The 20,922-nt window shown below is 69.9% G+C and carries 14 protein-coding genes and 1 pseudogene; 12 read left to right on the top strand and 3 right to left on the bottom strand.

The features are described from left to right. Positions 1–10: 10 nt before the first annotated feature. Positions 11–1,945 (bottom strand): hydantoinase/oxoprolinase family protein, encoded by a 1,935-nt coding sequence (locus GUY61_RS01775; protein WP_166628242.1) that lies wholly within the window; start codon positions 1,943–1,945, stop codon positions 11–13. Between the two features lie 217 nt (positions 1,946–2,162). Between GUY61_RS01775 and GUY61_RS01770 the strand changes: the two genes are divergently transcribed. From GUY61_RS01770 to sbnA, 8 genes are all read left to right on the top strand, one after another. Further along, on the top strand, positions 2,163–4,010 hold the full coding sequence (locus GUY61_RS01770) for a sigma-54-dependent Fis family transcriptional regulator (protein WP_166628241.1): 1,848 nt from the start codon (positions 2,163–2,165) through the stop codon (positions 4,008–4,010). Positions 4,011–4,266: 256 nt separating this feature from the next. Next, a complete protein-coding gene (locus GUY61_RS01765; RefSeq protein ID WP_166628240.1) occupies positions 4,267–4,473 on the top strand; it encodes a hypothetical protein in 207 nt (68 codons plus the stop codon). 37 nt (positions 4,474–4,510) lie between these two features. Beyond that, positions 4,511–6,220 carry a DUF6895 family protein gene (locus GUY61_RS01760; RefSeq protein ID WP_313896459.1) on the top strand — a complete coding sequence of 570 codons (1,710 nt, stop codon included), beginning with the start codon at positions 4,511–4,513 and terminating at the stop codon, positions 6,218–6,220. 1,413 nt (positions 6,221–7,633) lie between these two features. After that, complete coding sequence (locus tag GUY61_RS01755) at positions 7,634–10,168, top strand: Pls/PosA family non-ribosomal peptide synthetase (RefSeq protein ID WP_313896457.1); 2,535 nt, start codon at positions 7,634–7,636, stop codon at positions 10,166–10,168. Between the two features lie 20 nt (positions 10,169–10,188). Beyond that, complete coding sequence (locus GUY61_RS01750; protein WP_166628238.1) at positions 10,189–12,690, top strand: amino acid adenylation domain-containing protein; 2,502 nt, start codon at positions 10,189–10,191, stop codon at positions 12,688–12,690. 23 nt (positions 12,691–12,713) lie between these two features. Beyond that, the gene (locus GUY61_RS01745; protein WP_166628237.1) at positions 12,714–13,727 is read left to right on the top strand and encodes a TauD/TfdA family dioxygenase; all 1,014 of its coding nucleotides are present in this window, start codon (positions 12,714–12,716) and stop codon (positions 13,725–13,727) included. Next, positions 13,724–14,788 carry a 2,3-diaminopropionate biosynthesis protein SbnB gene (gene sbnB / locus GUY61_RS01740; protein WP_166628236.1) on the top strand — a complete coding sequence of 355 codons (1,065 nt, stop codon included), beginning with the start codon at positions 13,724–13,726 and terminating at the stop codon, positions 14,786–14,788. Before GUY61_RS01745 ends, sbnB begins: the two co-directional genes overlap by 4 nt. Positions 14,789–14,815: 27 nt before the next feature. After that, positions 14,816–15,802, top strand: coding sequence for a 2,3-diaminopropionate biosynthesis protein SbnA (gene sbnA / locus GUY61_RS01735; protein WP_166628235.1), 987 nt, complete (start codon positions 14,816–14,818; stop codon positions 15,800–15,802). Positions 15,803–15,877: 75 nt separating this feature from the next. Here sbnA and GUY61_RS39585 read toward each other — a convergent pair. Further along, positions 15,878–15,976: pseudogene (locus GUY61_RS39585) on the bottom strand (glycosyltransferase family 2 protein); the annotation flags it as partial. A gap of 167 nt (positions 15,977–16,143) precedes the next feature. Here GUY61_RS39585 and GUY61_RS01730 point away from each other — a divergent pair. Next, entirely contained in the window at positions 16,144–17,184 is a 1,041-nt protein-coding gene (locus GUY61_RS01730; protein ID WP_166628234.1) for a vWA domain-containing protein, read from the top strand. Positions 17,185–17,488: 304 nt separating this feature from the next. Then, positions 17,489–17,884: a hypothetical protein gene (locus GUY61_RS01720; protein ID WP_166628233.1), complete on the top strand. Its 396-nt coding sequence runs from the start codon at positions 17,489–17,491 to the stop codon at positions 17,882–17,884. A 5-nt stretch (positions 17,885–17,889) separates the two neighbouring features. Here GUY61_RS01720 and GUY61_RS01715 read toward each other — a convergent pair whose 3' ends face one another. After that, positions 17,890–19,191: an oxygenase MpaB family protein gene (locus tag GUY61_RS01715; protein ID WP_166628232.1), complete on the bottom strand. Its 1,302-nt coding sequence runs from the start codon at positions 19,189–19,191 to the stop codon at positions 17,890–17,892. Positions 19,192–19,331: 140 nt separating this feature from the next. Between GUY61_RS01715 and GUY61_RS01710 the strand changes: the two genes are divergently transcribed. Together GUY61_RS01710 and GUY61_RS01705 are read left to right on the top strand one after the other, a co-directional pair. Then, positions 19,332–19,895, top strand: coding sequence for a TetR/AcrR family transcriptional regulator (locus tag GUY61_RS01710; protein WP_166628231.1), 564 nt, complete (start codon positions 19,332–19,334; stop codon positions 19,893–19,895). A gap of 291 nt (positions 19,896–20,186) precedes the next feature. Next, positions 20,187–20,750 carry a hypothetical protein gene (locus GUY61_RS01705; RefSeq protein WP_166628230.1) on the top strand — a complete coding sequence of 188 codons (564 nt, stop codon included), beginning with the start codon at positions 20,187–20,189 and terminating at the stop codon, positions 20,748–20,750. Positions 20,751–20,922 lie beyond the last annotated feature (172 nt).

Genomic DNA, 20,922 nt, shown 5'->3' with positions numbered 1-20,922 from the left:
GCCGGGGGATTCACAGTCGGCGGGTGTCGGTGAGCATCAGGTCGCCGCCGGCCGTGACGTGGAGCTGCCAGTCCTCCAGGACACGGGCAGTGAAGAAGGGGCCCTCGACGATGGCCGGGCCCGCGGCGGTGGCACCGGGCTGCTGCTCCACGAGCGAGTAGACGGGCACGTCCTCCACCCGGTCCGCGCTCGCGCGCACCCGCCGGGTGCCCGATGCGACGGCCGGCACGGGGGCGAGCGCCTCGTTGCCGGCGAGATCGGCATGAGGCAGTGCGGCGGTGACCGTGAGCCTGAGCGAACCGTGACGGCCGGGACCGACCTCGGGGACGTCGCCGTATGCGTAGGGGACCTCGGAGACCAGTGTGCCGTCCTGCTCCTCCACGACCATGCTCCACTCCTGGACGCACGAGACCAGTTCGTGCCCTTCCTGGAACATGTCGCGCTCGGCGCGCTCCAGCAGCGAGTCGTGCACCACTGCGGCCGCCGCGGCCGAGGGTTCCGGAAGGCCGGCCTCGTAGCTCTGTCCGATGTCGGAGAAGCTGATCCCGAACGCTGAGAAGACCGCCGCGAGCTTCGGGACGAGTACGGTCTTGACGCCGCCCAGCCGGGCCGCGCCGCAGGCGCTCATCGGGCCGGCGCCGCCGAAGGCCGCGATGGTCGTCTGCGAGGCGTCCTCGATCGCGTCGGCGAACGCGTCCGCCATGGTGGCGAAGTACGCCGCCTCCATCCGGACGAGTGCCTCCTCGAGGGTGATGCCCAGCGGTTCGGCGACCGTCGCGGTGACGGCGGCCTTCGAACGCTCCGCGTCCAGGCTGAACCCGCCGTCCAGGTAGGTCGTGGGGTCGAGGACACCGAGCAGCAGATTGACGTCGGTGATGGTGGCGCTCTTGCCACCGAACCCGAAGCAGGCGGGCCCGGGCGCCGCACCGACGCTCTCCGGCCCGACCGTGATCCCGCCGTCCCGGACGGTGATGACCGAGCTGCCGCCGACCCCGGTCGAGTGGACGTTGCTCATGGGGAACGAGATCGGCACGCCCTCGATCGAGCCGCGGCGGTCGACTTCGATCCGGGAGTCCTTGACGGATCCGACATCGGTGGTCGTTCCCCCGACGTCGATCATCAGGACGTGTTTGAGGCCGTACGCCCTGGCCAGGGCACGGGTCCCCTCAAGGCCGCCGCGCGGACCCGAGGAGTACGTCTTGAGCGCCACCGACTTGGCCACCCTGGAGGAGGCCCCGTCGTTGCGGTAGATGAGCAGCGGATTCCGGACGCGGTGCGAGCGGAGGCGGTCCTCGGCGTGGTACAGGAATCGTTCCATCGTCGGGTGCAGGAAGGCGTTGATCACCGCGGACCAGATCCGCCGCGCACGCACGCGGTCCGCGGTGAGCTCCCAGGAGTAGAGGATCGGCACCGAGCCCAGCAGATGCCGGGGGAACTTGCGCAGCAGAATGCCGCGCAGACGGCGCTCGTCCTGGCCGCCGGCGTCACCGACCGCGACCACGATGCGGGCGGCGCCGTCGGTCGTCAGCTTGTTGACCCGCTGCACGAGGTCGAAGCCGAGGGACTCCTCGTCCGCGCGGGGATCGATGACCGCGACCCGGGTGCCGACGAGGTCGTCGAAGAGACCGGCCTCGCCCCCGGTGGATCGCAGCTCCCCGACGACTGCCGGATCGTCGGTGATGAGCCCGATGCGGGGACCCTTGCGCTCCACCAGGGCGTTGGTTCCCTGGGTGGTCGAGTACCGGATGTGCCGTGTGCTGTGCAGCAGAGCCTCGATGTCGGCGACCCCGTGGATCGCCTCCGACGCCTTGGTGATGCCGTCGAAGAGGCACTTGGACAGGTCGAACGGCGTGGTCAGCGTCTTGGTGTAGGTGAAGTCCTGTCCGTCCCAGACGCAGATGTCGGTGAGGGTTCCACCATTGTCGATGTTGATCAGACGTTGCATGAGGGTTCCCTTAGGGTTATCCGAGGGATGAGGGGTGATGCAGAAACTCCTGCGGGCGGCTCCCAGGAGGGCTGGCGACAAATGTGCGGCCTCGCCCGGCGGGCGGCGTGTCCCACATTCGGACAGTTGCACCGGTCTCCGGTTCTGCTCCCGGCCCTTCCCTGGGAGTGTTCCGGTCGAGAAGATCGAAGGATCCCCACCTGCGAAGGGGTGCCAGATGGAAGCTGCCGACCGGCGAGTCGTGATCGCCGCCGCACGCACCGGGTTTCTCACCTCCGGATCGGCTGTGGAGGGTGCGGTCCCCGATGTCGTGGTCGCGTCGTGGCAGCGCTCGCGGACAGCCGGTGTGGACGCAACCGCCTCTCAGGCGACCTTCCACACCGACCTGGACATGTCCAGCCGGCTGGTCCGCTGCTCACGGCCGATCATCGACCGGTTGAGCGAGGAGACAGCGGACATTCCGCTCAGCATCGCCCTGACCGACGGGAAGGCCCGGGTGCTGACCCGTGTCGACACGGCCCGGACGATCGGGCTGATGCTGGACAACGTCTCCTTCGCCCCCGGCTTCGAATACGCGGAGCGCGGGATCGGGACGAACGGCGTCGGCACCGTCTTCGAGTCCGGCCAGCCGGTCCAGATCGTGGGACCGGAGCACTTCCACGAATGCCTGCAGCCCTTCGCGTGTTCGGGAGCTCCCGTGCGGGATCCGCTCAGCGGCCGTATCGAGGGAGTGCTCGACATCAGCTGCCTGACCGAGCACTCGAATCCGCTGATGCACTCGCTGGTGAGGTCGGCCGTCCACGAGATCGAACGCAACCTGCTGATCGACCGCAGCCATAGTCAGCAGGCCCTCTTCGAGACGTTCGTCCGTACCGACGCGCGGTCGCGCGACGCCGTCATGGCACTCGGCGGATCCGTGACGATGGCCAACGCCTTCGCCCACGTGCTGCTCACGCCGGGGGAACAGCAGACCGTCCATGACCACGCGCGACACCTCATGAGCCGACAGGATCGCGCCGTGGACCAGCTCGAACTGAACACGGGCAAGGTCGTCCGCGTCCGCGGCACCCGCATCACCGCAGGACACGACGTGGTCGGCATCGTCGTCGAGGTCGCCCTGATCGCGGAGGGCACTGCCCCCGGGCCGGGCTCCCCGGTCGCCGAGGAGGCAGTCCGCACCCCGCGGATGGGCACCGGGGCGAACCTGAGCCTGTCGCAGCTCCTCACACCGTCCACGCTGAGCGGCAGTGGCCGGTCACCCCTGTGGAGGAGGGCGTGCGGCGACATCGCCTCGGCCCTGTCCCGCCATGAGGCGCTGCTGGTCATGGGAGAGACCGGCACGGGCAAGTTCTCACTCGTCGCCGAGATCTACCATCGTGTCAATCCCCGCGGGCGAAGCCTGCTCATCGACGCGGTCGACATCTCGCGCTCGAGCTACGCCGACGCCGATGCCGAGACCGCCCTGGAGGCGACAGCCCTCCCGACGCTGTACATCTTCAGGAACATCGACCAGCTCTCGACGGACGGCGTCGAACGGCTCAACACCTTCCTGCTCGCCCTGGCCGACAGCGACCGGCCCGTCTACGTCGCCGCCACGCTCTCCGACGCCAACATCGACTCCGATCTGCCGTTCCACGACCTTCTGGTGCACTTCCAGCAGGCCGTGACGGTGCCGCCGCTGCGCCACCGCAGCGAGGACATCCCCGCAGTGGTCGCCCAGGTGCTCAACAAGATCTCCGGAAAGAGGGACACCCGGGTCAGCCCGGCGGCGCTCCGGGTGATCTGCCGCTACACATGGCCCCACAACATCAGGCAGCTCGAGGAAGCCCTGACCGCGACGCTGCTCAGACGCCCCGTCGGGGAGATCCAGCCAGAGGACCTGCCGGGGTACTGCCACGACGCGGCCCGGCGCCGACTCACCGGTATGGAGGCCATCGAGCGCGACGCCATCATCAAGGCCCTCCACGACGCCAACGGAAACCGCGTCCAGGCAGCGGCGATACTCGGGATCGCGCGCTCGTCGTTGTACCGCAAGCTCAAGAGCTTCGGTGTCACCACGATCTGACGAGCTCGTGCGCGGCAGGCAGGGAGTCCCGCCGGTCTGCGCGCCCAGGCCCTGGCAGCCGGCCTCGGCGGCCGCTTGGATCTGACGAGCAGGTGGGCGCCATCCAGTATTTTACTGGGAGGCTCGCTGGAGCCTTATATGGGAAATCCGAGCGGAGTGGTGTGACTATATGAGTTATCGCACGCATATTCCGCTGCCATGGCCAGGGGGAAGATAGTAGAGGGGAAATGCTGGACTTTCTAGCAGGAGGTTCGCCATGTCCTGTCCCCCGCCGGTTGACGCGCGCAAAGCGCTGGATTTCCTCAGGACCAGCGGCCTGGTCGATCTCAGCGTTCCCCTGGAGCGCGTCGTCGGCCAGGTCAGCCAACTGGACGATGTCGCAGGCTATGTGCTGGCCTGGGAGCGCTACGTCCTGGTCGTCGCCAACGAGGTAGCGGACGCCCCTGCGCCCGCAGACAGCTGAACGATCGCTGATCAAGGTGACTGCCGGGAGGAACACGGTGGAAACAGAAGAACCCGGCGTCCGGTCATCTCGAAGGCGCGCGGTGGAGGACCGGGCGGTTGCCTGGCTCGCTGCGCGCCGGGATCTGCTGGATCCGCGCAACGCTCAGCCCGACAGTGTGCTGTTCACCCGCAAAGCTCTGATCGAGACGGCTTTTCTGGTGGGGCTGCGTGCCCGGCTCGATGATGCGCCCCTTGACGGTGACTATGCGGCCATTCTTCAGCAGGTTGAGGACGTCGCCCGGCAACCCTCCTATCGAGAGATGATTGCCCGGGACGAGACAGCTCTGCTGCTGTATGCGGGGACCTACGCGGCACTGCGGCTCTGCGGCCGTGAGGACCCGGAATTCAAGCGCATCATTCAACAGGCCACTCACGGCGGATATGCGGCAGCGTTCGAGCGCGTTCCGTACAGGCAGCTCGACCTGCTCCACACCCTGTACCTGTGCGGCATCGAACACGGCCTGACATCCATGGACGATGTCCTGCCGTTCACGATCCTGTGCCGCCGTCCGAACGTCCTCAAGCTGGCCGACCGCGACGTCTACGCCATCACTCACACAATCTTCTACGTCACGGACTTCGGCCTGCGTGAGCCCGTGTGGCCTCGCGGATACCACCCCGGCGAGGGTGTCGAACTCCTCGAGGCCCTCCTCGTCCTGGCCGAAGCCCGTGCGAACGCCGACCTGGTCGGCGAGCTTCTGTGCTGCCTGTACTGCCTCGGTGCCACCGACTCCCACGCGGCAGACCGGGCCTGGGCCTTCCTGGAGTCCGTCCAGGAGGACAGCGGACGCATGAACGGCCCTGAAGGCATCCTCCACCCCGGGATCCACGGCGGAGACAACTACTTCCGGAGCTGGGCAGAGGGCTACCACACCACCATCGTCGCCGCCCTGGCCGGCCTGCTCGAGCGAAGCCCCCGACGCCCCGTCAGGCCACTCCCCCACCCGCCGACCGCCAGAGTTTCCGTCGAGATGCCCCTGAGGCGCGCGGTCGTGTGGCTGTGCAACGAGAGCATGGCCCAGGACCCCCGCGTGGGGCTTGCCGGAGTCACGGCCGCCGCTGTCGGGGCCGCCGCAATCCAGCAACACCACCTCGCCCGGCCGGTACTCGAGTACTACGCAGCACACCTCGCCGACGCGAACCCGGCCTTCTGGCAGGAACAGGGCATGGAAGTCGCAGGAGAGCTCAGCCTCGCCCTCCGCGCAGCAGGAGCCGCATGCCCCTCCCTGGACGACTTCCTCAAGGCGACAGCTGACGTGGTCAGCTCCCTCGACAGCATCCCTGCCGACATTGCCGACGGTGTCAACCAGCTGATCGGCCTCGGTCTCATCAGCCCGTCCACCGCGGCATTCATTCCCCGGCAAGCCACGCACCGTGAACAGCGTGCCTACCCCTTGAACTCCGCTGTCTCCCTGCACGAGTCCCTGGAGACCTACCACCTCGGCCAGATCGCAGCGACCATCCGTACCCTTGCCCAGAACGGATGGGGCCGGCACCGCATCACCCAGGACGCCATCGCCTTCCTCATCGCCCAGCAGAACACCGACGGCGCATTCGGCTACCCCGCCTCCGACGACCGGACAACACGCGTAAAAGCCCAGTACTCCTGGACCCGAAGCGCGGTCACCGCCCTCGCCACCACAGTCAAGAAACCACCCGCCCTCCCCAGGCAGTGGCGAAGCGAACCAACACCGACCCAGAACTGAACTGCTCGGCAGCGAACCGCACCGCAGTCGACCCCGCATGCCCGCGGCGTCGGCAACCGCGTGAAGTGGAGTCCGCGGGCCTGCCACTGGAACCCGGAGTGGCTGGCGGACTGGCAACGGCACTATGCGGCCGTGCGCGAGCCAGCCTCCTCATTTCGGTCGGGTCGGCTGAGATGGGCCGGCCCCGTGCCCGGGGTCACACCGCGCAGCCGGAGCCTGCGGAGCTCGCCGGGTTGGGGTACCGCAGCCAACGGCCGCTACCCGGTCGCGGTCCTTTTCGGACTGCGCCGTGCACGCCGCCGACGGACACAGTTGCCCGGCGTTGATACAGCCGAATTGCGACTCCTCAAGAGCCTGCCGCGCAACTCGGAACGCCGGAAGAACCTCTTCGTCGCCTACCACCAGATTCCCGGGCCGTCCCCCGGGGATCCGGCTCTCCTGCCCGAAGTGCGGTTGCGCTGGTACCACAGGACCGTGCGAGAGCGCGGCCGCGAGGCGTTGCTGCGCTCCCGGACGGATTTCCTCCTGCCGCTGCCTCATGGGCAGCGCGTCGTCCTGGAGGCCGACGGATCTCAGCACCTCACCCGCGACCGTGGCCGCACTCCGGACACTGCGAAGTACGCGGAGACGGTCGCAGTTGCGCAGCGCCTTGGACGGGCACCGTCGGCGGAGCGGCACCGCTTCGGCGTCAAGGCCGACCGAATGCCGATGCTCCCGCCGATGTCTCCCCCCAGCCGGAAATACGGAATGATCACCGCGTTTGCGGGCTGTCTGCACCGCGAGCAGCATGGTGGGTGGGACACGTGTCGCACGGGCGCAAGGCGCGCGGCGGAATGCACGGTGCAACGGTGCGACACCCCGCCGGAACGCTGATTCCGCCGCGATGTGCCTGCGCCTTGTCCGGTAGCTCTCACCACGGAGGCCGAATCCGATGAAGACGCCGAGTGAGATATACCCCAGCGAGTACCAGGCGCAGCAGAATGCGGTCGACCACAACGCGGATTTCCCAGCCACGGCAAAGGCTGCCGCGTAACACGTCGTCCATGAATCGTCCGGGACCGGCGGTGACGATACGTCACCCGGCATCATCACGGCACACCGGCACCTGCGTGACCCCCTGGTGTGCGGCAGCGCAGATCCCGTCCCCTTGCACCCCACTTTTTCGGCATCGCCGCAACCCCGCCGGTTGTGGGCCAGCCCGCTGCTCGCGGCCCTCCGACAGCAGACGCAGAAGCAGGGCCGCCGCAGGCCGCGGCCGCCGACCCCGTCGTGCGAGGAGGCTGCCGCACGGGCCCGCGGGCATGCGACCGAAGAGCACGGAGCCCTTGCGGGAACCCTTCGTCCCGGCAGCCGGCACACGCAATGAACCGCACCGCACCCACAGGCTGTGACCATCACCCCCGAGGAGTTCACGTGGCGGGAAAATCCAGCGAGGTCTCCACGGCCGTTCCGCCCGAGCCCGCGGCCACCGCGAGCGGACGCACCGACGCGGCGGCCGGCACCGAGACGACCCTCGCCGAGCTGCTGGCCGACGTGGTGCGCGTCGACCGGGTCCCGGTCGACAGCCACTTCTTCGACGACCTCGGCGCCAACTCACTGCTGATGGCGCACTTCTGTGCCCGGGTCAGGAAACGGGCGGATCTGCCGTCGGTGTCGATGAGGGACATCTACCGGCACCCGACGATCCGCTCGCTCGCGCAGGCCCTCGCGGACAGCCCGCCCCCACCGGCCCCGGAACCGGTCCGCACCCCGGAGCAGACACCGTCCGCGCACGGCACACGACGGTATGTGCTGTGCGGGACGGCACAGTTGCTGTTCTTCTGCGGCTACTGCCTGTTCACCGGGATCGTCCTCGCACGCGGCTACTCCTGGGTCTCCGGCGGCAAGGGAGTGGCCGGCGTCTACCTGCGTTCGGCCGTCTTCGGCGGTGCCGTCTTCGCCGGCGCCTGCGCCCTGCCGGTCGCGGCCAAGTGGATGCTCGTCGGCCGCTGGAAACCCGGCGAGTTCCCGGTGTGGGGGCCGGCCTACCTCCGCCTGTGGACCGTCAGGGTGCTGCTCCACGCCAACCCCATGGTCCTCCTCGTCGGCAACCCGTTGTACGTGCTGTACCTGCGGGCCCTCGGTGCACGCATCGGCAGGGGGGTCACGATCCTCACCCGCACCGTGCCGGTCTGCACCGACCTGCTCACGGTCGGCGCGGGCACCGTGATCCGCAAGGACTGCGCTCTCCTCTGCTACCGGGCTCACGCCGGGCGCATCCAGACCGGCCCGGTCGTCCTGGGCAGGGACGTACTCGTCGGTGAGCGGACCGTGATCGACATCGACACCGTGATGGGCGACGGGGCGCAGCTCGGCCACGCGTCCGCACTGCACCGGGGCGTGTCGGTCCCGGCGGGCCAGCGGTGGCACGGCTCTCCGGCCCAGCGGACGGACGTGAGCCTTCCGGGGATCGCACCTGCGGACTGCGGCACGGCGCGCCGGGCGGCCTACGGCCTCGTCACCCTGCTCCAGCTGTTCCTCGTGTACCTGCCGCTGTCCGTCGGCGGCTCGTACATGCTGTTCGCCTGGCTGCCGGACATGCCCACGCTGTTCGATCCCGCCGTACACGGCGTCACTTCGGGTTGGTTCTACGGCAAGGCGCTGGTCCTGTCCTTCGTGCTGTTCTTCGGCCTCCTGACCGCCGGCCTCGCCGCCGTGACCGTCCTGCCCCGCCTGACGAACCTGCTGGTCCGCCCGGGCCGGGTCTATCCGCTGTACGGGTTCCACTACTCGGTGCACCGCGCAGTCGCCGTGGCGAGCAACATCAAGCTGTTCACCTGGCTGTTCGGCGACAGCTCCTACATCGTCCACTACCTGCGGGCCATCGGCTACGACCTCTCGCACGTCGAGCAGACCGGTTCGAACTTCGGCACCGAACTGAAGCACGAGAGCCCGGTCCTGACGTCCGTCGGCAGGGGCACGATGGTCGCCGACGGGCTGTCGGTCCTCAACGCCGAGTACTCGAGCACCTCGTTCCGCCTGGCACGGGTGTCGATCGGACCGCACAACTTCCTCGGCAACAACATCGCCTATCCCGCGGGGGGCAGGACGGGCGACGACTGCCTCCTGGCGACGAAGGTGATGGTGCCGCTCGACGGGCACGTGCGCGAGGGAGTGGGGCTGCTCGGCTCTCCCCCCTTCGAGATCCCCCGCTCGGTGGAGCGCGACACCCGCTTCGACCACCTGCGGACCGGCGACGAGCAGCGCCGCCGACTGGCCGCCAAGAACCGCTACAACCTGCGCTCGATGGGCCAGTTCCTGGTCCTGCGGTGGCTGCACTCCTTCGGGCTCCTGGTGATCGGCGCCGCCGCCGTCACCGCGTACGACCCGGGCAGCGCCGCCGGACAACTGCTGATCGCCGCGTCCGTCGCGTCCGGCGTGGTCTTCACCGCCCTCTACTTCGTCCTCGTGGAGCGCGCCGTCCTGCGGTTCGGCGGACTGCGTCCGCAGCTGTGCTCCATCTACGACCCGTACTTCTGGTGGCACGAGCGCCTGTGGAAGGTGCCCGACAGACACCTCATCGTGTTCAACGGCACTCCGTTCAAGAACGTCGTCTGGCGGCTGATGGGCGTCCGGATCGGCCGCAGGGTCTTCGATGACGGCTGCTTCATCACCGAGCGGACGCTCACCGCCATCGGCAGCGACGCAACACTGAACGCGGGCAGCAAGATCCAGTGCCACTCCCAGGAGGACGGCACGTTCAAGTCCGACCACGTCACGATCGGCGCCGGCTGCACGCTCGGCGTCGGCGCCTTCGTCCACTACGGCGTGACGCTGGGCGACGGTGCCGAACTCGCCGCCGACTCCTTCCTCATGAAGGGCGAGGACGTCCCGCCGGGTGCGCGGTGGGGCGGCAATCCGGCCGTCGAGCGGACCGGCGCCTCCCACTGCGCGCACCCGGCTCCGTGACCGGGACGGGAAGGGAACCGATGGACAACTCAGCCGACGCGTCCCGGGACTTCTGGCGCGGGGTGCTCACCGCCGGCGGGGTCACCCGGATCCCGCGGTGGACCCGTGCGCCGGAGCCGGGCACCGCGGAACACGAGACGGCCGTACCCCACGGCGTCCTGGCGGGCCTGCGGCGCTTGCCGGTGCCGCCGGAGACCGCGCTGCTCGCCGCGCACGCGAAGGTGCTCGCCGCGCTCTCGGGCGAGCAGGAGGTCACGACCGGTCTGGTGACCGAGCCGGGCGCCAGTCCCTTGCCCTGCAGGCTGACGACCGCCCCCCGCTCCTGGCGGGCACTGGTGCGGCGTACCCGCGCGGCCGAGTCCGCGGTGGCGGCGCACCGGGACTTTCCGGTCGACGCGCTCGCGCGCGAACTCCGCCATGACGGACCGCCGTTCGAGACCGAGTGCGACCTGACCGGCGGCGGCAGCGGAAGCGGCGGCGGACTGCCCGAGGGCACCGTGCTGCGCGTGGGCACGGTCCGGTACGGCGACCGGCTCGCCCTCCGGCTGCGGTACCGCACCGACGTGCTCGACGCCGACTGCGCACCCCGCATCGCCGGCTATCACCTCGTGGCGCTCACGTCGATCGCCGCCGATCCGGACGCCGAGCACGGACGGCAGAGCCTGCTGTCCCCACCGGAGACGGGCTTCCAGCTCGACGGCCTCGCCGGTCCGCGGCGGGAACTGCCCGACCGCCGGGTGCACGAGTTGTTCGAGGAGCGGGTGCGGATGCATCCGGACGCCGTCGCCGTCGCACAGGGAAACCGGCAGTGGACCTACCGGGAGCTCAACTCCCGTGCCAACCGGCTGAGCAGGGCGCTGCTGGTGCGAGGGCTGGAGCCCGAGGGTGTCGTCGCGGTGGTCACCGAGCGCACCCTGGAGTGGGCGGTGGCCGTCCTGGGCGTCCTCAAGGCGGGCGGCGTCTACCTGCCCGTCGAGCCGCACTTCCCGCCCGAGCGCATCGCGGCCATGCTCCACCGGGCCGGATGCCGCCTGGCACTGACCGGACGTGGGCCCGTCCACGTACCCCCGGACGTCCGGGCCCAACGCATCGAGGACGCCTGCGCGGAGGCCCACGCCGACGACGACCCACCCGTGGCCGTCGCCGCCGGCCAGCTCGCGTACATCTACTTCACCTCGGGCTCCACCGGCGAGCCCAAGGGCGCGATGTGCGAGCACGCGGGCTTCGTCAACCACGTCCTCGCCAAGATCGACGACCTGGGGATCGGCGAGGGGCAGGTCGTCGCCCAGACCGCACCCCAGTGCTTCGACATCTCCCTTTGGCAGCTGGTGGCGGCCCTCGTGGCGGGCGGTCGCACGCTGCTGGTCGAACAGGAGGCGATCCTGGACACCGCGCGCTTCGTCGACACCATCGCCCGGGGTCGGGTCAACGTCCTCCAGCTCGTGCCGTCGTATCTCGAGACCGTTCTCGCCGAGCTGGAGCAGCACCCGCGCCCGCTGCCGGACCTGCGGTGCGTGTCGGCCACCGGCGAGGCGCTGAAGACGGAGCTCGTACGGCGCTGGTTCGCGGCCCGGCCCGGAACCCGGCTGGTCAACGCCTACGGGCTGACGGAGACCTCCGACGACACCAACCACGAGGTGATGGACGAGGTGCCGGCCCGGGACCGCATCCCGCTCGGCCGCCCCGTCAGCAACGTGCATGTCTACGTGGTCGACGAGCATCTCGCACCGGTGCCGCTCGGCGCTCCGGGTGAGATCGTCTTCTCCGGGATCTGCGTCGGGCGCGGATACGTGGGCGACCCGGAGCGCACGAAGGCCGCGTTCACCGAGGATCCGCACCGCCCGGGCCGGCGGCTGTACCGCAGCGGTGACCGCGGCCGCTGGCTGCCCGACGGCAAGCTGGAGTACCTCGGTCGCCGGGACACCCAGGTCAAGATCCGTGGCTTCCGGATCGAGATCGGCGAGATCGAGAACGTGTTGCTGCGGACGCCGGGAGTCCGGGAGTGCGCGGTGGTGGTCGCCGGGGGCGGGCACCTGGTGGCCTTCTGCGCCGGACAGCAGCCGGTCCCGCCGGACGCGCTGCGGGACCGGCTGACCGCGTCGCTGCCCGGATACATGATCCCCTCGGCCTTCCACTGGCGGGATCACCTGCCGCTGACCGCCAACGGCAAGACCGACCGCACGGCACTGACCGCACTCGCCGAGGAACTCGACACCGCCGGGGACGTCGGGCACGCTCCGGGCACCCCGGCCGAGCGGCGCCTGGCAGCCGCCTGGGGGGAGGTGCTCGGCATCCCGCCGCGGCGGATCGGCCGCCGGGACCACTTCTTCGACCGGGGCGGCACGTCACTGTCGGCGGTCAGGCTGGCGATCGCCCTGGACCGGGCCGTCGACGTCAAGGACATCACCCGTCACCCGGTCCTCGCGGACCTGGCCCGCCTGCTCGACGGCAGTACGGCGCCCCGGACTTCCGTCACCACCCCGCCGCCCAGCCCGTCCACCGCCCCGTCGACGCCCGCCTGAGCGGCGACCGAAAGGAACCAGAGATGCGCGCCTCACCCACCTCATCCCCGGCGCTCCTGCCCGATGTGGACCTGCGTCCCGGCAGGCCCCCGGTCCTGCTGGTCCAGGACGCCGGCGACCCGGCCCGCTGGGCGGCCGAGTACCAGGACGCACTGCGCGCCGTGGTCGCCGAGCACGGAGCGGTCCTCGTGCGCGGCCTCGGACTCTACGATCCCGAACGCGCCGGGGCCGCCTTCCGGGCGCTGGCCACCGGCCTGATGACCGAACGGGAGGCCTTCGCGCCACGCCGCTCCTACGGCGACGGCGTGTACTCCTCCGCCAAGTGGCCGTCCAACCAGCCGATGTGCATGCACCACGAGCTGAGCTACACCCTCCGGTTCCCCGGCCTGATGCTGTTCGCGTGCCTCGAGGCGCCCGCCGACGGCGGAGCGACGGGCCTGGCCGACGCCGCGGCCGTACTCCAGGCACTGCCCGTCCCGCTGGCCGAGCGCTTCCTGCGGGAGGGCTGGCTGCTCGACCGCACCTACAACGACGAGATCGGGGCATCCGTCGCCGAGGCCTTCGGCACCGACGACCGCGCCGCCGTCGAGCACTACTGCCGCGACAACGGGATCGACTGTGCGTGGGGGCCGGACGGAAGGCTGCGCACCAGCCAGCGGCGCAGCGCCGTGGTCCGCCACCCGGCCACCGGCCGGCACTGCTGGTTCAACCAGATCGCCTTCCTGAGCGAGTGGACGATCGACCCTGAGATACGTGAGTACCTCGTGGACGTCTACGGCGCCGACGCGCTGCCGTTCACCACCCGGTTCGGCGGCGGCGAGGCGATCGGCGAGGACGTCGTCCGCCTGCTCAACGAGGTCTACGAGGCCCATACCCTGCGCGAGCCCTGGCAGGACGGAGATCTGATGCTCGTCGACAACATTCGCATGGCGCACAGCAGGGAGCCGTACGAGGACCCGCGCGAGGTGCTGGTCGCCATGGCCGAGCCGGTACGCCCTGCCGACTGCGCACCGGCCCCCGAGGTGACCGCGCGATGACCGCCACGGACTCCACACGGGCCACGGTGCCCGCCGATGCGGCCGAGCCGCGGTTCGCCGTCATCTCCGGCGCCCAGGTCCAGCGGGCCCTGCGGGAGCGCGAACAGGAGATCGTCGAACTGGTCGAAGCCGTGTACCGGCTGCACGGCGACGGTGAGACGGTCAATCCACCGTCGTACTTCCTGCGCTTTCCGGACCGCCCGGCGGCACGGATCATCGCGCTGCCCGCATCGATGGGCGGGCCGCTGCGCGTGGACGGCCTGAAGTGGATAGCGAGCTTCCCCGGGAACACGGCCTCCGGGCTCCCGCGCGCGTCGGCCGTCGTCATCCTCAACAACCCCGACACCGGCTACCCGTACGCCTGCCTGGAGGGCTCGGTCATCAGCGCCACCCGCACGGCGGCCTCCGCGGCCCTGGCGGCCGACCGGCTCAGCCGCACCCGCCCGCGCCCCCGGCGCGTCGGCTTCATCGGTACCGGCCTGATCGCCCGCTACCTCCACACCCATCTCACCGCCACCGGCTGGACGTTCGAGGAGACCGGCGTCCACGACCTGTCCACCGACCACGCGGCCGGCTTCCGCGGCTACCTGCGCAGGGCGGGGACGAAGGGCCGCATCACCCTGCACGACACGGCCGAGGGACTCATCCGCTCAAGCGACCTGGTGGTCTTCGCGACGGTCGCGGCACGGCCACACGTCCACGACCCGTCGTGGTTCGCACACCACCCTCTGGTGCTGCACATCTCACTGCGCGACCTGGACCCGCGGATCCTGCTCGCGTCCGCCAACTTCGTCGACGACGTCGAGCACTGCCTCAAGGCCGACACCTCGCCGCACCTGGCCGAACAGCTGGCCGGGGACCGGGAGTTCGTCAACGGCACCCTGCACGACGTCCTGACGGGGCGGGCGCCGGCCCCCGCGGACCGGACGGTGGTGTTCTCACCGTTCGGTCTGGGGGTGCTGGACCTCGCCATCGGCAGGTACGTCCACGACGAAGTGGCCCGGCGGGGCGAACTGCGCGTCGTCGACGGCTTCTTCAACGAACTGCGCCGGTACGGCTGACCGGCCGCCATGAACGAGGGGACCGCCATGCCCGTCATCTCCGAGCCCACCGACTTCAACGAGGAGGAGCTCTACGTCAACTTGCGGGCGACCTTCGGCATCCCGCTCTTCCTGAAGTGCGAGGGCTTCAACTTCGCCGGCTCGATCAAGCTGAAGGCCGCCGCCGAGATGGTCCGGGCCGCCGAACAGGACGGCACCCTGAAGCCCGGCTCGGTCCTGGTCGAGTCCTCCTCCGGCAACCTCGGCGTGGCACTGAGCATGATCGCGGCGAGCCGGGGCTACCGATTCCTGTGCGTGACCGACACCCGGTGCAACCTGCCGACCAGGCGGCTGATGGAGGCGCTGGGCAGCACGGTCCACGTGATCGACAAACCCGATCTGCACGGCGGTTTCCTGGGCGCCCGCCTCGCCCACGTGCGTGCGCTGTGCGCCTCAGACGACCGGTACGTGTGGCTGAACCAGTACGCCAACCCCAACAACTGGAAGGCGCACTACCGTACGACGGCCCCGGAGATCGCCAGCCGCTTCCCCCACCTGGACGTCCTCTTCGTGGGGGCCGGCACCACGGGCACGCTGATGGGGTGCGCGCGCTGGTTCTGGCAGTGGCGCCGGCGGGTGCGGATCGTGGCGGTGGACGCGGCCGGCTCGGTGACCTTCGGCGGGAAGCCCGGTCGCCGGCTGATTCCCGGTCTGGGCACCAGCGTCCGTCCCTCTCTGCTCGACGAGTCCTACGTCGACGAGGTGGTGCACGTGGGAGAGGCGGAAACCATCCACACCTGCCGCCTGCTGGCCGGCCGGGGCTTCCTCTTCGGCGGCTCCACCGGAACGGTGGTCAGCGGAGCGTCGGACTGGCTGGCCCGTCACCCAGGACGGCCACTGACCGCGGTGGCGATCGCCCCGGACCTCGGTGAGCGCTACCTGGACACCGTCTACCAGGCGGGCTGGCCGCACGACGCCCTGAGCGACGAGGCAGGCGTCCGGGCGGGGTCGGATGCCGTGTTCCAGTGGGTCTGACGCGTGGCCGGTCGCGTCCCCCGCGGGAAGCCCCCGGTTGGGTGGGTCCTCAAACTGCGGCAACCTCCGCGTTGTGACCGGGGGCAGCGGAAGGTTGCGGCGTGCCGGCCACACCCGGTTGCGTGCGTTGAAGCGGTAGAACGTTGCGTGGCGTGCCGGGTCGGTGGCGGGGTGGTGGACGACGATCTCGGGCCGGTGCAGGCCGCGGCCTGCAGCCGCGCGATAGCCGGGCGTGCGGGCATCGAACAACCGCGCGAGGTGGGACAAGCTCGGAGCCAAGATCGATTGTCAGTGGTGGGTGAGACGGTAGGGGCATCGCGTCGGAAAGCGGGGGAGCTGTCATGTCCGGAGACCAGAACTACATCAATCACGTTGCTCTTGTGCTGGATGCCAGTTCGTCCATGTCGCACCTGCGCCGCAAGGTCGTCGAAGTCGCCGACCAGCAGATTGCATATCTTGCCCGCCGATCGAGGGAACTGGACCAGGAGACCCGCGTCACGGTGTACGTCTTCGCAGACAAGGTGGAGTGCGTCGTCTACGACAAGGACGTGCTGCGGATGCCGTCGCTGAAGCAGCTGTATCGGGTCGGTGGAATGACGGCTCTGCTGGCGGCCGCACTGAAGTCACAGCGGGAGCTGGCGCAGACAGCTCAACTGTACGGCGACCACAGCTTCCTGACGTTCGTACTCACCGACGGGCAGGAGAACGCAAGTCACCGCTGCCCGGATGCCCCTACCAGGGATCCGCGTGAACTGGTCGAGGCCGTGGCCGAGATGATCGGGACACAGGAGGACAACTGGACGCTGGCCGTCCTTGTGCCGGACCAGATGGGCAAGCGCGAGGCCATGCAGTGCGGTTTCCCGAAGGACAACATCGCCATCTGGGACGCCACGAGCACACAGGGTCTGGAGGAGGCCGGGCAGGTCATCCAGCAGGCCACCGAGAAGTTCATGGTGGGCCGCGCACAGGGCATCCGGGGATCGCGGGCGGTGTTCTCCATGGGTGCGGAGGCGGTCAACAAGGACACCATCAAGGCGGCCGGCCTCACTCCGGTGAATCCGTCGGAGTACCAGCTGATCCCAGTGGCTCGTAACGCGGCGATCCGGGACTGGGTCATCGAATGCGGGCACACCTACCGTACCGGTGGTGCGTTCTACCAGCTGAGCAAGTCGGAGAAGATCCAGGCGCAGAAGCAGATTGCGGTGCTGGAGAAGAAGACGGACCGGGTGTACACGGGGCCCGAGGCCCGGGGCCTGCTCGGTCTGCCGGCCGAGGAAGTTCGCGTCAAGCCGGACCACAACGACGACTTCACGATCTTCGTGCAGAGCACCAGCGTGAACCGGAAGCTCGTACCGAACACGCGGCTCCTGCTTATGCTCTGACGCCTTGGAACCCGGTCGGGTCCCGGAGTCTACCGGTCCGGCCGCAGCCCGGCCGGGATCCCTCCCGCCAGGACACCGGCCCTGGCCGCCGTCCGGCCGGCCGCGAGGACCAGGTCCTTCACGGTCTGCGGCGCATCGGGGTACTGCATTCTCGGCGGCCGGCCGGTGCCCGCGTAGGCGGGCTCCCCGGCCCGTGCTCGGGTGGTGGTGAGGCGGTAGACACCTCACGGTGCCAAGCGGTCGAGTCGAGAGCTTGGGCGCCGGTGTAGCCTGCGCTGGCGTTCGATGTCAGGGGGGCAGGCTCGTGATTCAACTTCCAGAAGGTTCCTGGTGGGACTGGGACGTTGTCGCCTGGGACGCTGCTCGTCTGCGGCTGGGCGCCAGTCACGACCTGTCGTACCACCACGGCCTGGAGCTCGTCTTCAGCGATCCGGCCTTCGTCATGTGCCCGGCAGCCTTCCACGACCCGGCCTTCCGTGAGCCGACACCGGACGAGGTCCGGACCGTGTCCCGGCAGATCGGTGAGACACCTGCCGTGCTGGTCGCCTTCGAGGCCGATGCCGGCGGCACGCAGCCCGCCACGGGCTTGATCGCCGCCGGGCAGCTCGACATTGTCCGGGGAACCGTGTTCCGGTACTCGCGCGACGACTTGGCTGCCGGGGAGCGCCTGGCGCCCTGGGTACGGCTGCCGGAGGAGTGACGACGTCAGTGCGAGGGATTCCCCGAGGGCCCGGCCTCAAGTGCCCCGACATCGGGGGTCTGTTCGCCGAAGTAGCGCCGCAGATTCCGCCGGATGAACCGGTCACCGCTGCGCAACAGGTATGCGCGGCCCGCAGAGGTGCGACCGAGGACGTGGTAGCGCAGGAGGTTGACGGCCAGCAGGGGCGGCACGGCCCAGGGCAGGGCCACGGGCAGGTGCAGATCCCGCACACCCCGGCGGCCGAGAAAGTACCGCAGCATGCTCAGCAGCCGCGCTCGGGCGTAGGAGCGGCGCACTCGGGCGAAGTGGGCGAAGTGCAGGGCGGTCTGGGCCTCCACGAGGGCGTTGGCGAGGGGCGGTCCGGCCGAGCCCCCGTAGCTCTGGGTGAGCAACAGGTGGTAATTGAACCGGTGCTGGGATCGCTCGTGGTCGCAGAGCCAGTCCTCGTCCACGCCCATCAGATGGCCGACGTACTTCCACAGGTGCATGAGCGCTCGCGACTCGGCGCGAGTGACGCGTACCCCGAGCAGTCGGACGCCGAGCAACTGGACCGCGTTGAACAGGCCGAGGGTCGCGGCCAGATCGGACTGGTTCACCGGCAGTCCCCAGCGGCCGGTGTCCCATCGCCCGCTGTGCTCCATCTGATGGTTGACCAGGGCGTGCATGAGCCGGACGTGCACCGTGAGGCGGAAGCCCGGCCCGGAGCGGCGCATCGCGTCGTGACCGGTGACCGCGGTCGCCCACTGCTGGGTCTCGGCGATCCTGCGCAGGGCGGAACCGCCGGTCAGGCCGCCGGTCTCGACCAGCAGCCGAGGCGGTCCGTCGAACCGGTAGGAGCCGATCAGCGCCAGCTGCAGCATCACGTCAGCGGCGTTGCGGCCGAACCTGCGGGCCACCCGGCCGCCCTCGTTGACCAGGTCGAAGTCGACCCAGTCCGGCACCGGGTCGACCGCGGCGAAGAATTCCCGCAGAGCCGGCGGAGGGTTCGGTACCGCGTCGATCCCGTCGGCGAGCGCAACCCGGAACTGCCTCATCGTCACCCTGTCCGGATGCGTCGTGTCGGTGATCCGCATGGCGCTCGCCAGCGCCGCTCCGACCGTGTCGCGCGCCGTCAACCGCTCCCCGATGGCCGCCAACAGCGCCGGGTCCGTCCTGCCTTGGCGCCGCAGCAGCAGCCGTAGCGGTCTGCCCAGACGGCGGTTGAGGCCCTCGGTCTCGCGAAAGCGTCGCGGATACGGAGACGGGGGCGTCGTCACGTCACTCGGCCCGACGGGGGTATCACGCTGCGGCGGCTCGTGTGCGACCATGAGTCGATGCTGACTGCCCGTCGTACTCGCGTTCAATTCGCTTCCTGACGCCCATGTCATCGCCTCGCCGGAACGCGCGGCGCACCACGGCCGCTCGCATTTCACCGCGCAGGACACCACGCCAGGAACGGTCCCGGGCGATGGTGGAACGCATCCTCGACGCCGGCCGGCACGTCCTGGCCGAGTACGGCTACGAGGGCGCGTCGACCAGCCGGATCGCGACGACCGCAGGGATCAGCCCCGGCTCGCTGTACCAGTATTTCCCCCACAAGGACGCCATCGTCTCGGCGGTGCTGGAGCGCTACAGCGACGCGCTCGTCTCCAGCGTCACCACCCGGATGTCCGGCCACTTCGAGCAACCCGCGCCCGTGATCGTCCGGACCACCCTCGCAGCGCTGTTGGACGGACTCGACGTCGAGCCGCCGTTCCTGCGCGCCGCGGTCGAGCACGGCCCCCGGCTGGACGACGGTCGCACGCTGCGCGCCTTCGAGCAGCGCATCGGCGAGCTGGTCCACGCCTATCTGACGACACAGCGCGGCGGCCTGCGCCCGGACACCCCCCTCGACACAGCGGTGTGGATGCTGGTGCGCACAGTCGAGCACGTCACCGTCCGATATCTGCTCGACCGACCCCCCATCCCGAGGGAGCAGTTCCTCGAGGAACTCACCCGACTCGCCCTCAACTACCTCAGGCCGGTCTCGTGACGCCGCCCTTCGCCGGACGGGGGATCCGCCACCGGCCGCCTGAGCCCACGGGCAGCCTCGTGCCTCCGGGTGTCGTCCCGCTGTCCCTGTGCCGGGCGGCCGACAGTGAACAGGTCGCCGTCGGCGAGCCTGCCGCGGCTGGGGATGGTGCGGCTCCACGGCCGGGGAGCCGCGTGAAGATTCCTGGTGCTTACCGCAACCGAATACGTGTCTTGTGTGTCTCAGCCCCCGCAACGCGTGTAAAACGACACACTTGGGCTCAGAGCCCAGGGGGGAACCGAGTTGAGAACCATGACACGAGTCGCGCTGGCCTGCCTGATCGGTGCCGGGGTGGTCGCCTCCACCGCCGGGGCGGCACAGGCGACCCCTGCGGCGCAGGGCGGATCCACGCCGGTGAAGACGATCGAGAAGGGCTACGCGCTGTCCTGTGCCGGGCAGTCCGCAGGCGTCACCGTCGCCGTTGACCTCTACCAGAACTCCGCGTTCGGCTCGCACACCAGCGTGTCGATCGAGACGCCCGAGGGTGAGTACGGCGGCGGTTACGGCCCCGAGGACACCACGCTGTTCTCGAACGGGACGATCGCGGCCGCCATCCCCGTCAGGAAGCTGGACGACACGGCCGAACCGGCGGGCGACGCGGTCATCGGCGGCACCTACGCGGCCGCGGGCAGGCCCGAGCCCGTGCACGAGGTCGTCGAGGACCCCGCCGGCCACTACGTGATCACCAAGGGCACCAACACACCGCTCCGCACGGCGGCCACGGTGAAGGTACTCGGCACGACGGTCCCGCTGTCCTGCTCCACCGCCTTCGCGTTCGACCTCACGGTGTGGCGGCTGACCCCCGGTCTCGGCTGACGAGCCGACTGTGCGGGGCCGGCCGTCGGCCAACCGGCAGCCGGCCCCCGGGCGATGAGCCGCCCCGCCGTCGTCACCGCGCCCTGCGCACATCGTCAACGCGCGGTGACTGCGAGACCACCCGCCTGCTGCGCTCGGTGGAAGCGGAGCGAGCCGCCCGCGGGCTGCGGCC

The organism is Streptomyces sp. GC420 (assembly GCF_009916105.1).
In the GTDB taxonomy this organism is placed as follows: Bacteria; Actinomycetota; Actinomycetes; order Streptomycetales; family Streptomycetaceae; genus Streptomyces.
Note: the sequence above shows the minus strand (reverse complement) of the source record. Positions and strands in the feature narration are given on the sequence as shown.

Coding starts and splice junctions, on each gene's coding strand:
- GUY61_RS01730 (WP_166628234.1), top strand. CDS start 16,144: ATGTCCGGAGACCAGAACTACATCAATCACGTTGCTCTTGTGCTGGAT.
- GUY61_RS01710 (WP_166628231.1), top strand. CDS start 19,332: ATGGTGGAACGCATCCTCGACGCCGGCCGGCACGTCCTGGCCGAGTAC.
- GUY61_RS01715 (WP_166628232.1), bottom strand. CDS start 19,191: ATGGTCGCACACGAGCCGCCGCAGCGTGATACCCCCGTCGGGCCGAGT.
- GUY61_RS01705 (WP_166628230.1), top strand. CDS start 20,187: ATGACACGAGTCGCGCTGGCCTGCCTGATCGGTGCCGGGGTGGTCGCC.
- GUY61_RS01775 (WP_166628242.1), bottom strand. CDS start 1,945: ATGCAACGTCTGATCAACATCGACAATGGTGGAACCCTCACCGACATC.
- sbnA (WP_166628235.1), top strand. CDS start 14,816: ATGCCCGTCATCTCCGAGCCCACCGACTTCAACGAGGAGGAGCTCTAC.
- GUY61_RS01745 (WP_166628237.1), top strand. CDS start 12,714: ATGCGCGCCTCACCCACCTCATCCCCGGCGCTCCTGCCCGATGTGGAC.
- GUY61_RS01770 (WP_166628241.1), top strand. CDS start 2,163: ATGGAAGCTGCCGACCGGCGAGTCGTGATCGCCGCCGCACGCACCGGG.
- GUY61_RS01765 (WP_166628240.1), top strand. CDS start 4,267: ATGTCCTGTCCCCCGCCGGTTGACGCGCGCAAAGCGCTGGATTTCCTC.
- GUY61_RS01750 (WP_166628238.1), top strand. CDS start 10,189: ATGGACAACTCAGCCGACGCGTCCCGGGACTTCTGGCGCGGGGTGCTC.
- sbnB (WP_166628236.1), top strand. CDS start 13,724: ATGACCGCCACGGACTCCACACGGGCCACGGTGCCCGCCGATGCGGCC.